This window comes from Pantoea sp. alder81 (assembly GCF_020179835.1).
GTDB lineage: Bacteria > Pseudomonadota > Gammaproteobacteria > Enterobacterales > Enterobacteriaceae > Pantoea.
On record NZ_JAIUDA010000001.1, the window covers coordinates 839,110 to 852,669 of the forward strand.

General features: G+C 54.3%; 13 protein-coding genes. 9 read left to right on the forward strand and 4 right to left on the reverse strand.

The window, feature by feature from the left end; genetic code table 11:
- The first annotated feature begins 72 nt into the window (after positions 1-72).
- Complete coding sequence (locus LBW88_RS04010) at positions 73-657, forward strand: TetR/AcrR family transcriptional regulator (RefSeq protein ID WP_224948303.1); 585 nt, start codon at positions 73-75, stop codon at positions 655-657.
- Between the two features lie 2 nt (positions 658-659).
- Here LBW88_RS04010 and LBW88_RS04015 read toward each other — a convergent pair whose 3' ends face one another.
- Positions 660-1,223, reverse strand: a complete 564-nt coding sequence (locus tag LBW88_RS04015) for a TetR/AcrR family transcriptional regulator (protein ID WP_224928453.1) — start codon at positions 1,221-1,223, stop codon at positions 660-662.
- A 222-nt stretch (positions 1,224-1,445) separates the two neighbouring features.
- Between LBW88_RS04015 and LBW88_RS04020 the strand changes: the two genes are divergently transcribed.
- The 3 genes from LBW88_RS04020 (at position 1,446) to LBW88_RS04030 (ending at position 3,796) form a co-directional block, all read left to right on the forward strand.
- Positions 1,446-2,126 carry a pirin family protein gene (locus LBW88_RS04020; protein WP_224928450.1) on the forward strand — a complete coding sequence of 227 codons (681 nt, stop codon included), beginning with the start codon at positions 1,446-1,448 and terminating at the stop codon, positions 2,124-2,126.
- A 498-nt stretch (positions 2,127-2,624) separates the two neighbouring features.
- The gene (locus tag LBW88_RS04025) at positions 2,625-3,221 is read left to right on the forward strand and encodes an NAD(P)H-dependent oxidoreductase (protein WP_224928448.1); all 597 of its coding nucleotides are present in this window, start codon (positions 2,625-2,627) and stop codon (positions 3,219-3,221) included.
- A complete protein-coding gene (locus LBW88_RS04030; protein ID WP_224928444.1) occupies positions 3,218-3,796 on the forward strand; it encodes a TetR/AcrR family transcriptional regulator in 579 nt (192 codons plus the stop codon). Before LBW88_RS04025 ends, LBW88_RS04030 begins: the two co-directional genes overlap by 4 nt.
- On the opposite strand, the gene LBW88_RS04035 is transcribed toward LBW88_RS04030, so the two are convergent.
- The 3 genes from LBW88_RS04035 to LBW88_RS04045 all read right to left on the reverse strand — a co-directional run bounded on the left by LBW88_RS04035 (position 3,789) and on the right by LBW88_RS04045 (position 7,532).
- Positions 3,789-4,805: a lipoate--protein ligase A gene (locus tag LBW88_RS04035; protein WP_224928441.1), complete on the reverse strand. Its 1,017-nt coding sequence runs from the start codon at positions 4,803-4,805 to the stop codon at positions 3,789-3,791. The genes LBW88_RS04030 and LBW88_RS04035 overlap by 8 nt on opposite strands.
- 247 nt (positions 4,806-5,052) lie before the next feature.
- Positions 5,053-7,044 (reverse strand): transketolase, encoded by a 1,992-nt coding sequence (gene tkt, locus LBW88_RS04040; RefSeq protein ID WP_224928438.1) that lies wholly within the window; start codon positions 7,042-7,044, stop codon positions 5,053-5,055.
- Positions 7,045-7,073: 29 nt separating this feature from the next.
- The gene (locus LBW88_RS04045; RefSeq protein ID WP_039328632.1) at positions 7,074-7,532 is read right to left on the reverse strand and encodes an RpiB/LacA/LacB family sugar-phosphate isomerase; all 459 of its coding nucleotides are present in this window, start codon (positions 7,530-7,532) and stop codon (positions 7,074-7,076) included.
- Between the two features lie 443 nt (positions 7,533-7,975).
- Here LBW88_RS04045 and LBW88_RS04050 point away from each other — a divergent pair, with 443 nt between their 5' ends.
- Genes LBW88_RS04050 through LBW88_RS04070 form a run of 5 tightly spaced genes read left to right on the forward strand, consistent with a single transcriptional unit; the run spans position 7,976 to position 13,505 of the window.
- Positions 7,976-9,310: an MFS transporter gene (locus LBW88_RS04050; RefSeq protein WP_224928434.1), complete on the forward strand. Its 1,335-nt coding sequence runs from the start codon at positions 7,976-7,978 to the stop codon at positions 9,308-9,310.
- Position 9,311: 1 nt separating this feature from the next.
- Positions 9,312-11,048 (forward strand): dihydroxyacetone kinase family protein, encoded by a 1,737-nt coding sequence (locus LBW88_RS04055; protein ID WP_224928431.1) that lies wholly within the window; start codon positions 9,312-9,314, stop codon positions 11,046-11,048.
- Positions 11,049-11,059: 11 nt separating this feature from the next.
- A complete protein-coding gene (locus LBW88_RS04060) occupies positions 11,060-11,836 on the forward strand; it encodes a triose-phosphate isomerase family protein (protein ID WP_224928428.1) in 777 nt (258 codons plus the stop codon).
- Complete coding sequence (locus tag LBW88_RS04065) at positions 11,833-12,651, forward strand: sugar phosphate isomerase/epimerase family protein (RefSeq protein WP_224928425.1); 819 nt, start codon at positions 11,833-11,835, stop codon at positions 12,649-12,651. Before LBW88_RS04060 ends, LBW88_RS04065 begins: the two co-directional genes overlap by 4 nt.
- On the forward strand, positions 12,648-13,505 hold the full coding sequence (locus tag LBW88_RS04070) for a phosphogluconate dehydrogenase C-terminal domain-containing protein (RefSeq protein ID WP_224928422.1): 858 nt from the start codon (positions 12,648-12,650) through the stop codon (positions 13,503-13,505). The genes LBW88_RS04065 and LBW88_RS04070 overlap by 4 nt, the downstream gene beginning before the upstream one ends.
- The last annotated feature ends 55 nt before the right edge of the window (positions 13,506-13,560 follow it).

The following is a 13,560-nucleotide window of genomic DNA, read 5'->3' on the forward strand; positions in this document are numbered from 1 at the left end:
CCATTTCGGCTATAAATCCCTTCGCGTATGATATGAAAAAATAATAATTACGTGACGGTCATTTTAGGAGTTATGTTGAGCAAATCAGAGAATGACGCCTTCGTGCGACAGCGGCAGCAAATAATTATCGCCGCTGCAAAAATATGTTTTAGCCGCTCCGGTTTTCACGGTGCCAGCATGGCCGATATCAGTCGTGAGTCAGGTTTGGGAGCAGGGCAGATATATCGTTACTTTGATAGCAAAGAATTAATTGTTAGCGAAACAATAAAAAGTATCGCCACGAGTTGGCGCGTTTTTTTGCAAGATAATCTGCCGCACCAAATCAGCACCACCGATATTATTAATGCGGAATCTTCGTTTTGGCAGGATTGGCCCTATCAGGACCGCTGTTTATTGCTGGAGATGTATTCGGAAGCATCGCGCAATCAATCTGTGCGGGAAGTTTTGGCACAGGAAGAACAGCTATTGATTGCTGATTTGGAAAAAGCCTTTAGCCGTCAGTATGCTCACGTGAGTCCACAGCAGCGCAATGAGCGTATCCAATTTTTGTTAATGCTGGTAGACGGTGTTGCCTGTCGCGCATTTGGCGATAAGAACCTGGATCATCAAGAACAGGGGAGGATCAATGGCATCCTTTCACATCATTTGTTTGGCTGATTTCAGGCCATATCATGCTGATTGATGTCACGCGTGATAGCATCAAAAAAAGGCATAAACCCGTCGGGAACGTCACGTTGTTTCATGCAACGGCGAATGATCATCCCATCAATCACCAGTGAGATGGTATGCAGCCGGGTGTTGATGACGTCGGCTTTCAGCGCCGGATTAAGCGTCTGCTCCTGAGCAATAAAGTTGTTTTTTAATACCAGCCACGCATCATTCATTATCTGACGAATACGCTCATTGCGTGTGGCTTCAGATGACACCTCCATCAGCAACACAATACTGTGCTCGACCTCAGGCGGCACAATATCCTGCACCGAATGCGTCATGCCACCCGCATGGGCAATTCGCTCAAAATCAGCATTTAATAATGCAATCATGCGTTGCACGACATTGGTCACCAGCGCTTCAATAATGGCTTCTTTGTTTTTGTAATATTTATAAATTAAACCAATGCTGACATTAGCCTGGCTGGCAATATTCTGAATGGAAGTTTGATGGAAACCTTTTAGTCGCATGCACTGCTCGGCTGCATCAAGAATCTGTTCGCTGCGATTCATGTTATTTACTCATCACGGAAAAGCGTATTTTACGCAAAAATGAACAGGCTGACTAATCCTGAATGCTGAAAACTGGCGGCATTTGACTCGTTTCTCACTCTTATTATTGCTACTGGTTATCAATATTCAAAAATTTTGACATAAGCGAGCAAATTGAACACCTGTTCTGCGATTTTCATGTCGCTATCATGATGTGCATAGCAACATTTTGAGGAGCAAACCATGAACGTAATGCGTGCCCAGCGGGACCAACTGTTTGAATACGGCCCCTTTACCATCCGCCGGCAAAGACCCGGTGAGGCTTTTGGCCCGCTGGCGATTATTGATCAGATGTCGTTGAAAATGGATGCGCGTATTCCGATGCACACGCGTCAGGACGAAGAGATTTTTAGCTACGTGTGGCGCGGGTCGGCTCAGCACCTTGCTGAAAATGGCGAGAAGACCGCGCTCAATGCTAAACGCGCCATGGTGGTGAGTGCGGGCACTGGGGTGCGTTATGAAGAGTCTGCGCCTTTTATTGAAACCGAGATGCTGCAGGTTTATATCCGTCCGGCAAAAAGCGGCGGTGCGCCACGCACTCTGGATTTCACTCGCGCTGATGGGTTACCGCTTAATGAGTGGACGCTACTGGCGGGACCTGAAAATAGCGATGCACCGCTGCGGTTGGGTCAGGAAGTTTTTATTTATGATCTGAAAGTGGAGCGGGGCGCACAAGTGGAAGTGCCTTATATCGCCGGTTACTCAACATGGCTGACATTGCTGGATGGTATTGTGCGTGTTGGTGATGAGCGCTTGATGCCGGGGGATTCCATCAGCGAGCAGGGCGCCTTGCATGTAGTCCGAGGCGAGCGTGACGCGACTGTGATTGCATTTTTGGTCAGTGACGTTGTCACGTTTGTGTAATTGAAGGCTGCCATTGTTAAATCAATGGTAGCCTTTTTTGTGTGCGGTGGTGTGGGCCGTAGCACCTCTGCTGCTGCCGGGCAGTCCTCGCGCCGCTGACGCGGTGCCCTCGGCTTCCACGTCGTGCCTACGGAACGTTCGGGGATCGACCATCCCTGGTCGGCCCCGAACTGATCCACGCATCCCTGCGTGGATCTCCTGGCCCAACGTAAAAGCCTCAGCGCTGCGAATAGCCCTTGCAGCATCAGAGGTGCTACGGCCATTAACACGGTGCCCGTTTTGACAAAACCACCTTCGCCACTCAGCAACCGAGTCAACCAACCTCAGCCTTTATTATCGACGCCACCACGCGGCCACTAGCCAATCCCAAAACGCTGTGATCACCCATCATCCCAACCAATGGCATCACACGCTCAAGTCCAGCAGCAAACGAATAATTGACAACCTACCAACAGTAAGTTACCAATAGTAGGTCAATCAATATCGGAGGTTAACCCCATGCACACGCTTATCGTTACCGCCCATCCAGACCACCATTCACACACGCATACTGTGGTTGAACAGCTGGTTAAAGGCATCACAGCCAGCGGCTTACACAGTGTTGAAATTGCTGATTTAGCGGCTGAGGAATTCGACCCCCGCTTCAATCAGGCCGATATCGATCAGTTCAAATCGGGAACTCCTTCGCCTGCTGATGTATTGGCGGAACAGCAGCGTCTGAACCGTGCCGATGCGCTGGTATTGGTGTATCCGATTTACTGGTGGTCCTTCCCGGCACAATTGAAAGGGTGGATTGACCGGGTGTTTACTCAAGGCTGGGCATATGACGACACCGGCGAAAAGGTCATAAAGAAATTGGGCCATCTGCAGGTGCATCTGCTGGCACTGGGCGCGGCGAATACGCGCACTTACCTGCGACGTGGCTATTTCAGCAGCATGCGAATTCAGATTGATGAGGGAATATTTGGCTATTGCGGCGCGCCGGTGATCACCAGCGAACTGTTGTTGCCGTCCGATGAGGGTTATCCTGATGCGCATTACGCGCTTGCCCGGCAATTAGGGCAGCGACTTTTCACTTTGAAGGAACCTGTATGAGCTCACCCACGCGCCAGCGTATGACCTTCGACGCCCGCCGCGAGCAGCTGATTAGCACAGCATGGAATCTGGTGCGAGAGCACGGCAGCGATGCCCTTACTCTTGGGCGAGTGGCCATTGAAGCGGGTGTCAGCAAGCCCGTGGTGTATGAGCATTTTGGCACCCGCCACGGGCTGATCGCTGCGCTGTATGAGGACTTTGATGTGCGGCAAAACGCTGTCATTGATGCGGCGATGGTTAAAGCAGGTGACGATTTGGCAGAACGCGCCAGCACGGTGGCGACTTGCTACGTGAACTGTGTGCTCACTCAGGGGCGCGAGATCCCCGATGTGCTGTCAGCGCTCAACAGCACGCCAGAACTGGCCGAGGTGAAGCGCAAATACCAACTCGATTTTATGGCGAAGTTTCGTCTGTGGTTTGCTGAAGCGAAGCTGCCGCAATCCAGCCTGTGGGGATTGCTGGGAGCGGCAGACGCCATTTCAAATGCCGTGGTGTGTAGCGATATCCGACAACTGGATGGCGTTAAAGAGTTGCAGGGGCTGATTGAGGCGCTGGTGCAGCGCCATCTTATCTGATGCTGTTCACCAGCCAGTTTGCTAATTCGGTGAGTTCCTTCTGCTGCTCCGGAAACTCCGCAATGAGTTTTAACATTGCAGCCTGCAGTGACTCCGGGCGATAGGCCACTCCTTGCAGCCGCATCGCCAGCGTTTCTAACGGTGCGGGATTGAGACTGTCGGTGAAAATCTGGCTGCGGGTAATGTTGCCGCGCTCGACGTCAAAGTGAATCTCAACGCCACCCCAGACAAAACGCTCTTGCAGCAGATGTGAGAAATCAGGCGCCTGGCCAAAATTCCACTCCCAGCTGCTCTGGCGTGCAAACTGCTCCTTAAAGCCGGGAAGGTCGGGTAAGGCTTCAGGTGAAATATATTCGGGCTCGCAGGTTTCATGATAATGCGCGAAGTAAGCAGCAATCACCTCACGACGGATGTCAGCAAAACGGATATCAGGAATAAAGTCCGCGATATTCGCTACGCGGGAACGCACTGAGGTGATCCCTTTAGCCTGAAGCTTTTTGATGTCCGGGTTCAGGTAATCGGCAAGGCGCGACAGATCGGCGCTCATCAGGAAAGTGCCGTGGTGAAAACCGCGGTCCGGCGTTTCGCGATAGGCGGAACCGGAAATCTTGCGCATATCGCCATTCACATTAACCACGATATCGTTGCGCCCCGAGGCTTCGGCGGGCATGCCCAGTTTTTCCAGTGCCCGCAAAATAATCGCCGTCGAGACGGTTTTATCGTATTCCGGTTTACCGGCCATAAAGGTAAAACAGGCGTTGCCCAGATCATGAAACACCGCACCGCCGCCGCTGCTGCGTCGCGCCAGTTTGATGCCATCTTCCGCCATCCGACGCGTATTGCACTCTTTCCACGGGTTTTGAGCGCGGCCAATCACCACGGTTTCAGCGTTTTGCCATAAGAATAAAACGCGCTGAGTGGTGGGCATCTGACGGAAGATGCACTCTTCCACTGCGAGGTTAAACCAGGGATCGTGTGAATCAGAGATCAGCAAACGTAGGGTGGACATGTTTCCTCCAGTTCCGTGAGAAAGGGGCAAGCGGAGGACAGAATACGCGTAATCGGATGCAAAGATAAGCGGGGGAAGTGTCGTAAAGTGTCGGATGCGCATCCTGTTGGTGTGGGGACGCAATATATGGCGTTACGCCGATCAGTTATTGATGCTGTGCAGGTATCTCAATGGAAAGGCGGCATTGCTGCCGCCTGAAGGTGCATGCAACCCAACATAACGCCAGGGGCGGCGACTACGCTACGGGTTACAGAATCGATTTTGCCGTTTTAACCACGTTTTCAACGGTGAAACCAAACTCTTTAAACAGCAGTTCAGCCGGTGCAGACTCGCCGAACGTGGTCATGCCGACAATCGCGCCGTGCAGGCCAGTGTACTTGAACCAGTAATCGGCGATGCCCGCTTCGATAGCCACTCGTGCAGCAACCGCTTTCGGCAATACAGACTCACGGTAAGCCGCGTCCTGTTTGTCAAAAGCATCGGTAGACGGCATCGAAACAACGCGCACCTTACGGCCTTCGCCTGTCAATTGCTCATAAGCAGCAACCGCCAGTTCAACTTCGGAACCGGTGGCGATAAGAATCAGTTCTGGAATCCCTTCACTGTCTTTCAGCACATAACCGCCGCGAACCACGTTGGCCAGTTGCTCCGCGCTGCGATCTTGCTGCGCCAGATTCTGACGCGAGAAGATCAAGGCAGTAGGGCCGTTGACGCGCTCAATCGCATATTTCCATGCCACCGCAGATTCAACCTGATCACACGGACGCCATAAGCTCATGTTCGGCGTCACGCGCAGGCTCGCCATCTGCTCAACCGGCTGGTGGGTTGGGCCATCTTCGCCTAAGCCGATGGAATCATGGGTGTAGACCATGATCTGACGCACTTTCATCAACGCCGCCATACGTGCCGCGTTGCGCGCGTACTCAACAAACATCAGGAAGGTGGCGGTGTACGTCAGGAAACCTCCGTGCAGCGCGATACCGTTAGCGATCGCGGTCATCCCGAATTCCCGCACGCCGTAATGAATGTAATTCCCAGCAGGATCTTCATTGATCGGCTTTGAGCCCGACCACATGGTCAGGTTGCTTGGTGCCAGGTCAGCAGAGCCGCCGAGGTATTCCGGCAGGATCTTGCCGAAGGCTTCAATCGTATTCTGCGACGCTTTACGGCTGGCAATTTTGGCGGGATTCGCCTGCAACTGTTCGATAAAGGCTTGTGATTCACTTTCCCAGTTGGCAGGCAACTCGTTGTTCACGCGGCGTGTAAACTCAGCGGCCAGTTCCGGATAAGCCTCGGCATAAGACGCTATTTTGGCATCCCACGCGGACTCTTTTGCCTGACCGACTTCTTTGGCATCCCACTGTGCATAGAGTTCTGAAGGGATTTCAAACGGCGCGTGATTCCAGCCCAGCTGTTGGCGGGTCTGTGCAATTTCGTCGTCGCCCAGCGGTGCACCATGGACATCATGGGTGCCGGCTTTGTTTGGCGATCCGAAACCGATCACCGTTTTACACATCAGCAGAGAAGGCTTGTCCGAGACCGCTTTGGCTGCTTCAACCGCTTTCGTAATCGCGTCGCCGTCGTGACCGTCTACGTCACGCACCACATGCCAGCCGTACGCTTCGAAACGGGCGGCGGTATCGTCGGTGAACCAGCCATCCACGTGACCATCAATAGAGATGCCATTGTCATCATAAAAGGCCACCAGCTTACCCAGCTTCAGGGTGCCGGCGATGGAGCACACTTCATGCGAAATGCCCTCCATCATGCAGCCGTCACCCATGAACACATAGGTGTGATGATCAACGATGTCGTGGCCAGGACGGTTAAACTGCGCCGCCAGCGTACGTTCGGCAATCGCGAAGCCGACGGCATTGGCGATCCCCTGACCCAGCGGGCCGGTGGTGGTTTCAACGCCCGGCGTATAGCCGTATTCCGGATGACCCGGCGTTTTTGAATGCAGCTGACGGAAATTCTTCAGTTCGCTGAGTGGCAGGTCGTAGCCGCTCAGGTGCAGCAGGCTATAAATCAGCATCGAACCGTGGCCATTCGATAATACGAAGCGGTCGCGGTTGGCCCATTTGGGGTTGGAAGGGTTGTGCTGCAAAAAGTCGAGCCATAAAACTTCCGCAATATCCGCCATGCCCATGGGGGCACCCGGATGGCCTGATTTGGCTTGTTGCACGCCATCCATGCTTAAAGCACGGATGGCGTTGGCTCTTTCCCGGCGTGTTGACATAAGGTTCTCCAGAGGTGAGAAGTCGGTGATTATTTAGTATGTGAAACTTGTTCGTAGTAACCGATCTTCTCGACTTTGGCGGTGGAGCCACCACCTTCAAACTCAGAGGCCAGCCAGGCATTGACGATGTTCTTCGCCAGCTCTGGACCGATAACGCGTGCGCCCATGGTCATGATCTGAGCATTGTTGCTTTTCCGGGCACGTTCAGCGGAGAAAGTGTCATGACACTGTGCCGCACGCACGCCTTCTACTTTATTGGCCACGATTGCCACGCCGATACCGGTGCCGCACAGCAGAATTCCGCGCTCAAATTCGTTCTTCTGGATAGCGGTTGCCAGTGCAAAAGCCACATCCGGGTACATCGGACGGTCGTTTTGCGCGTCATTGGTGTAATCCGTCACTTGAAAGTCTTTCTCTTCAAGCAGTTTTTTAATGATGTTTTTCAATTCGATAGCCGCATCATCGGCGCCAATTGCGATAGTTTTCATCGTCATTCTCCAGCAGGGTTTAGTTCTGATGCCTGAACGTTTGTTATGCAGGCGAGAAGATGTTCATCGATAGCCTGCCATAAATACAATCATATGTTCAATGGTTGTTCATATGTCTTGCGTGCTGATTTTGTGATGAAAAGCGTGAAGGGCGCTGATACCACGCTGATTCCGCCGCATTTCTGCGTATTTTTCCGATTCAGGACCAAAATCAAATCTCATGAGCAGGCTCACATTTTCAATCATTGCGGTTGAGAGATGTACATTTATACGTGTAGTGTTCATTTGTTCGCATAACGATACCTATGTACAAGAAGACCCCTTGAGGACTCGAACATGTGTCATTTACACCGTACCTCTCAGTACACCTGCAGCCAGCGCTCTTTTGGCGTCTGGTCAACACCAAACAACAGCTTTAACCACGCACGTCACGGAGGTGCGTTATGAGTCAGCAAAACATGACGGCGGTTGAGAAATCCGCTATCAGCAAAATCTCCTGGCGTCTGGTGCCGTTCGTGGCACTGATGTTCTTTATCAACTTCCTCGATCGCACCGCGATCTCGTTTGCTGGCCCTAACGGCATGACGCAGGACCTTGGCCTGACGGGCGTGCAGTTCGGTCTGGCATCGGGCATCTTCTTTATCGGCTATATCCTGCTGGAAGTGCCGAGTAACCTGGCGCTGCATAAGTTCGGCGCACGTCGCTGGCTGGCGCGCATCATGATCAGCTGGGGTATCGTCTCGCTGCTGTTCACCTGGGTGAGCAGTGTCGAAGGCCTGTATACGCTGCGCCTGTTACTGGGTATCGCTGAAGCGGGCTTCTTCCCAGGTGCCATCCTTTACCTGAGCATGTGGGTGCCGGGACGCCATCGCAGCAAAATCCTGTCGCTGTTCTATCTGGCCCAGCCGCTAACCGTGGTATTCGGCGCACCGCTGGCCGCAAGCTTAATTCAGCAGCACGGTCTGTTTGGACTGGATGGCTGGCGCGTGATGTTCCTGGGGGTTTCCATCCCCGCGATTCTGATCGGTATCGTGGCGTTGTTCTGGCTGGTGGATTCACCGCGTCAGGCGAAGTGGTTAACGGCTGAAGAGAAAACCTGGCTGACCAACGAACTGGAAGCGGAGCATCAGCAGAAGCAGGGCCATCAGAAACACAGTCTGCGTTCAGTAATGGGTAACGGTCGCGTGTGGATGCTGTGCCTGATCTACTTCGGCTTTATCTATGGTCTGTATGCTCTGGCGTTCTTCCTGCCAACCATTATCGCGGGCTTCCAGCAGCAGTTCGGCACCACCTTTAACGTGATGCAGAAAGGGTTGATCACCGGTGTGCCGTACCTGATTGCTGCCGTGGTGATGTACTTCTGGTCAAAAGACGCCACGCGTCGTGGTTGCAAAACCTGGCATATCGCGATTCCGGCGCTGGCTGGCGGCATCAGCGTGCCACTCGCGCTGTATATGGACTCACCGTTCACCACCATCATGGTGATCGCGATTACCGCCAGCTCCATTTTTGCTGCCTTGCCTAACTTCTGGACGCTGCCAACGCAGTTCCTGACCGGCGCGTCAGCCGCAGCGGCCATCGCACTGATTAATACCTTAGGAAACGTGGCGGGCTTCTCCGCGGGCTACATCACCGGTGCACTGCACGATGCCACCAACAGCTATGAGTTACCGATGTTCGTGGTCGGCGGATTCATGCTGCTGTCTGCCGTCCTCATGCTGTTACTGAATCGTAAACGCCCGCAGTCTCAGCCGACCTCTATCGCACAGGAGCACTAAAATGACGTACCTGTTTAATCAACCTTCAGCCTTTGCCGCTGAACTCATTGAAGGCTTTGTCGCCGCCAACGCCGATAAAGTTCGTCAGGTCACCGGTGGTGTGGTGCGCAGCACGCGTAGCCAACCCAATACTGTAGCGGTGATTGTGGGCGGCGGTTCCGGTCATTATCCGGCCTTCGCCGGGTTGGTTGGACAAGGTCTGGCTCACGGCGCGGCAATGGGGAATCTGTTCGCTTCGCCGTCTGCTCAGCAGATCTACAACGTGGCTAGAGCGGCGCACAACGGCGCTGGCGTGTTACTGATGTTCGGTAACTATGCAGGCGATGTACTGCACTTCGGCCAGGCATGCGAACGCCTGCGTGCCGAAGGGATTGCCTGTGAAATTCTGGCGGTGACGGATGATATCTCCAGCGCCAGTAAAGACGAACTGGCGAAGCGCCGCGGTGTGGCCGGTGATTTATGTGTGTTCAAAGCGGCGTGTGCCGCGGCAGAAGCGGGCGACGATTTAGCGACCGTGCTCAGCAAATCCCAGCATGCTAACGATCGTACGCGGACGTTCGGTGTGGCATTTGGCGGATGTACCTTGCCGGGTGCCACGCATCCACTGTTTGAAGTTGAAAAAGGGCGCATGGCGCTGGGACTGGGCATCCACGGTGAGCCGGGCATCAGTGAGACTGATGTGCCGAGTGCCGATGAGCTGGCCGAGCTGTTTGTTGAACGTCTGCTGAGCGAAGTGCCTGCCGACGTTAAACAGATTGAAGGTCATCGCGTTGCGGTGATCCTCAACGGTTTGGGATCGGTGAAGTATGAAGAGTTGTTCGTGGTGTATCGCCGCGTGGCACAACTGCTGGACGCCGCAGGACTAAAAGTGGTTCAGCCGGATGTCGGTGAGTTTGTTACCAGCTTCAATATGGCGGGCGCATCGCTGACGCTGATGTGGCTGGACGATGAGCTGGAGACACTGTGGTGTGCGCCGGCAAATGCACCGGCCTATCGCAAAGGAAGCGTGCTGATCGCTGAACCCTTAAGTGCGGAAGAGCGTGAAGAGAGCACGGAAGAAGCATTACCGCAGGCTTCAGCTGAGTCACAGCAGAGCGCGCAGCGCGTGTTACACATCCTGGAGTCGGTGGCGGATTTATTGCAGCGTAACGCAAAAAAATTAGGAGATATCGATGCGGTAGCCGGTGACGGTGACCACGGTATCGGTATGGAACGAGGCGTGCTAGGCGCGGTTGAGAAAGCGCGTGAAGTGGCTGCACGTGGCGCAGGTGCAGGCAGCCTGTTGTGCCGTGCTGCGGATGCCTGGGCCGATAAAGCCGGTGGCACCTCGGGTGCACTGTGGGGCGTGGCATTGACTGCGCTGGGTACGGCCATCGGCGATAGCCAGTCGCCTGATGCACAACGCGTCGCTACCGGCGTGCGCGATGCCAAAGACGGCATTATGCATTTCGGTAAAGCCAAAGTCGGTGATAAAACCATGGTGGATGTGCTGGTGCCATTTAGCGACAGCCTGAATGCAGCGGTTGCGGAGGGTGCTTCATTGACGGATGCCTGGCTGGCCGCCGCGATAGTTGCCGATAAGGCCGCACAGGACACGGCACAGCTGGTGCCGAAAATGGGTCGCGCGCGTCCGTTAGCCGAGAAAAGTGTCGGTACCCCGGATGCGGGTGCGATTTCTCTGGCGATGATCGTCAATACCGTTGGCGAGCTGCTCAAAGAACATAAAGCCTCTCAGTAAGGAGCGTAATGATGTCTCAGCCTAAAATCTGGCTTGGCGTTAGCCTGAAAATGTACTTCGGCTATCAGCAGACGCTGGACTGGTGCCGCAAAGTGGCCGGATTGGCGCAGCTGCCAGCGGTGAAGAACGGTGATGTCGGGTTGTTTGTCCTGCCTGCATACCCGGCTATTCCCGCCGTGGCTGAAATTTTCTCAAAAACGCCAGTGCGTTTTGGCGGTCAGGATGTCTGTCAGGCTGAAAATGGTGCCTGGACCGGTGAAGTTAGTGCCAGCATGTTGCAGGAACTCGGTTGCTCACTGGCCGAAATCGGGCACGCCGAACGTCGTCGCCATTTCCATGAAGATAAAGCGCAGATCGCCGCCAAAGTAGCCATGTCGCTGCGCCACGGATTAACGCCAGTGCTGTGCATCGGTGAAGAACAGCAGGCCGAGCCTGAGCAGGCCATCGCGCTGTGCGAGCTGCAACTGGCGGAAGCATTGGCCGATGCAGTGCAACAAGGTTTACGCGGCGAAGTGTTCTTTGCTTATGAGCCGCAATGGGCGATTGGTGCCCCACAACCTGCACCCGATAGCTATATCCGTGCAGTGTGTTCTGGCCTGCAACAGCTGAAAACGCCGGATGGCATCACCTTGAAAATTATTTACGGCGGCAGCGCCGGACCGGGGCTGATTCAGCGCCTGGGAGCAGACGTTAATGGCCTGTTCCTTGGCCGCTTTGCCCACGATCCGAATGCACTGGCGCAGATCATTGAAGAAGCCAGCGCGCTGGCGAAGGAGATCCGTTCATGAGCCGTATCGGACTCAGTACCTATGCCTTTTTCTGGCGCATGTCCAGCAAGGTCCCGCATCCGCTGACGCTGGAGCAGATGCTGCAGCAGACCGCCGAGATGGACGTGTCGGTGTTCCAGATTTGTGATTATCCGGCGATTGAAAGTTGGTCTGACGAGCAGTTGCAGGATCTCCGTCATCTGGCCGACAAGCTGGGCATCACGCTGGAGCTGGGCACGCGTGGACTGGGCACCGCACATCTACGTCGCTATCTGCACATGGCGAATATTCTCGATGCCCACGTGGTGCGCTCCATGTTCTACACCGCCGATCACCGTCCGTCACTCGATGAAGCGGCAGAGTTAATTGCGGCGGTGCTTCCTGATTTCGCGCGTCAGCAGGTGCGTCTGTGTCTGGAGACCTATGAGCAGGTCAACAGCGGCGCGATGATGTCGGTCATTAACAAGTTTCTGTCGCCTTGGTTGTGCGTGTGTCTCGATCCCGCCAACTGCGTGGCAGGACTGGAGTTGCCAGAACAGGTGATTGCCAATACGGCGGCCCGCGTCGGCAATTTGCATATCAAAGACTTTGCCTTTACGCGTCGTGATGGCTGGGTCGGCTTTACCTATGCTGGTTGCCTGATGGGCGAGGGCTTACTGGACTATGACCGGATGATCGCCAGCGTGCGCCCGGCAGAAAGAGAGATTAACCAAATCGTCGAACACTGGTTGCCGTGGCAGGACGATGCCGTGTTGACCTGCGAGCGCGAAGCCGAATGGACGCGCCGCACCGTTGAATTCTTACGTAGTAAACAAGATCAGGAGTTATACCAATGAGCAATGCATTGAAAACCATCACCGTAATTGGCGCAGGCGGCAAAATGGGTATGCGCATTTCTGCCAACTTCCAGAAAAGCGATTACCAGGTGTTTTACGTAGAGAACTCACCGAAGGCGCAGGAACAAGTGACGGCGCAAGGTCGTGAACTGTCAGATTCCGCCTCTGTAGTGCCGGTCAGTGACGTGGTGATTCTGGCCGTGCCGGATATCGTTTTGGGTAAAGTGTCTGAAGGTGTTGTGCCGCAGATGAAGGCTGGCGCGATCCTGCTGACGCTGGATCCAGCCGCAGCTTATGCAAACCTGATCGCCCATCGTGATGGCATCGAATATGCGGTGGCGCACCCATGCCATCCATCCGTCTTCCTTGAGCGCTACACCAAAGAAGAGCACGCGGATGCCTTCGGTGGTATCGCGGCGGTACAGCACGTAGCAGCGTCCTATGAAACCGGCTCCGATGCGCAGAAAGAAGAACTGAGCAAAGTGATCAGCGTGATGTATGGTCCGGTAGAAGCCGTGCATTGGGTGACTGTGACGCAGCTGGCCTATCTTGAGCCAACGCTGGTGGAAACCGTTGCCTGCATGGTGGGCGCATTTATGAAAGAAGCGCTGGATGAGACCGTGAAGCACAGCGGCGTGCCGGAAGAAGCCGCCAAAGCGATGCTGTATGGCCATATTCAGATCGCACTGGCAGTGGCCTTCCGCGCCACCAACCCGTTCTCTGATGCCTGCATGATCGCGATGGAATACGGTCGCGAGAAGATTGTGAAGCCAGACTGGAAACAGATCTTCGATCAGAAAGAACTGGATATCGTGATTGCTCGCATGCTGAAAATCGACGCCATCAAGCGTTAAGCGTGACGCAACCTGCGACTCGCCTCGCTGCTGTCTGGCGAAGCGAGTCGTATCA

Excerpts from the sequence above, each read along its gene's own strand:
- LBW88_RS04010 (WP_224948303.1), top strand. The coding sequence starts at position 73 with ATGTTGAGCAAATCAGAGAATGACGCCTTCGTGCGACAGCGGCAGCAA.
- LBW88_RS04015 (WP_224928453.1), bottom strand. The coding sequence starts at position 1,223 with ATGAATCGCAGCGAACAGATTCTTGATGCAGCCGAGCAGTGCATGCGA.
- LBW88_RS04020 (WP_224928450.1), top strand. The coding sequence starts at position 1,446 with ATGAACGTAATGCGTGCCCAGCGGGACCAACTGTTTGAATACGGCCCC.
- LBW88_RS04025 (WP_224928448.1), top strand. The coding sequence starts at position 2,625 with ATGCACACGCTTATCGTTACCGCCCATCCAGACCACCATTCACACACG.
- LBW88_RS04030 (WP_224928444.1), top strand. The coding sequence starts at position 3,218 with ATGAGCTCACCCACGCGCCAGCGTATGACCTTCGACGCCCGCCGCGAG.
- LBW88_RS04035 (WP_224928441.1), bottom strand. The coding sequence starts at position 4,805 with ATGTCCACCCTACGTTTGCTGATCTCTGATTCACACGATCCCTGGTTT.
- tkt (WP_224928438.1), bottom strand. The coding sequence starts at position 7,044 with ATGTCAACACGCCGGGAAAGAGCCAACGCCATCCGTGCTTTAAGCATG.
- LBW88_RS04045 (WP_039328632.1), bottom strand. The coding sequence starts at position 7,532 with ATGAAAACTATCGCAATTGGCGCCGATGATGCGGCTATCGAATTGAAA.
- LBW88_RS04050 (WP_224928434.1), top strand. The coding sequence starts at position 7,976 with ATGAGTCAGCAAAACATGACGGCGGTTGAGAAATCCGCTATCAGCAAA.
- LBW88_RS04055 (WP_224928431.1), top strand. The coding sequence starts at position 9,312 with ATGACGTACCTGTTTAATCAACCTTCAGCCTTTGCCGCTGAACTCATT.
- LBW88_RS04060 (WP_224928428.1), top strand. The coding sequence starts at position 11,060 with ATGTCTCAGCCTAAAATCTGGCTTGGCGTTAGCCTGAAAATGTACTTC.
- LBW88_RS04065 (WP_224928425.1), top strand. The coding sequence starts at position 11,833 with ATGAGCCGTATCGGACTCAGTACCTATGCCTTTTTCTGGCGCATGTCC.
- LBW88_RS04070 (WP_224928422.1), top strand. The coding sequence starts at position 12,648 with ATGAGCAATGCATTGAAAACCATCACCGTAATTGGCGCAGGCGGCAAA.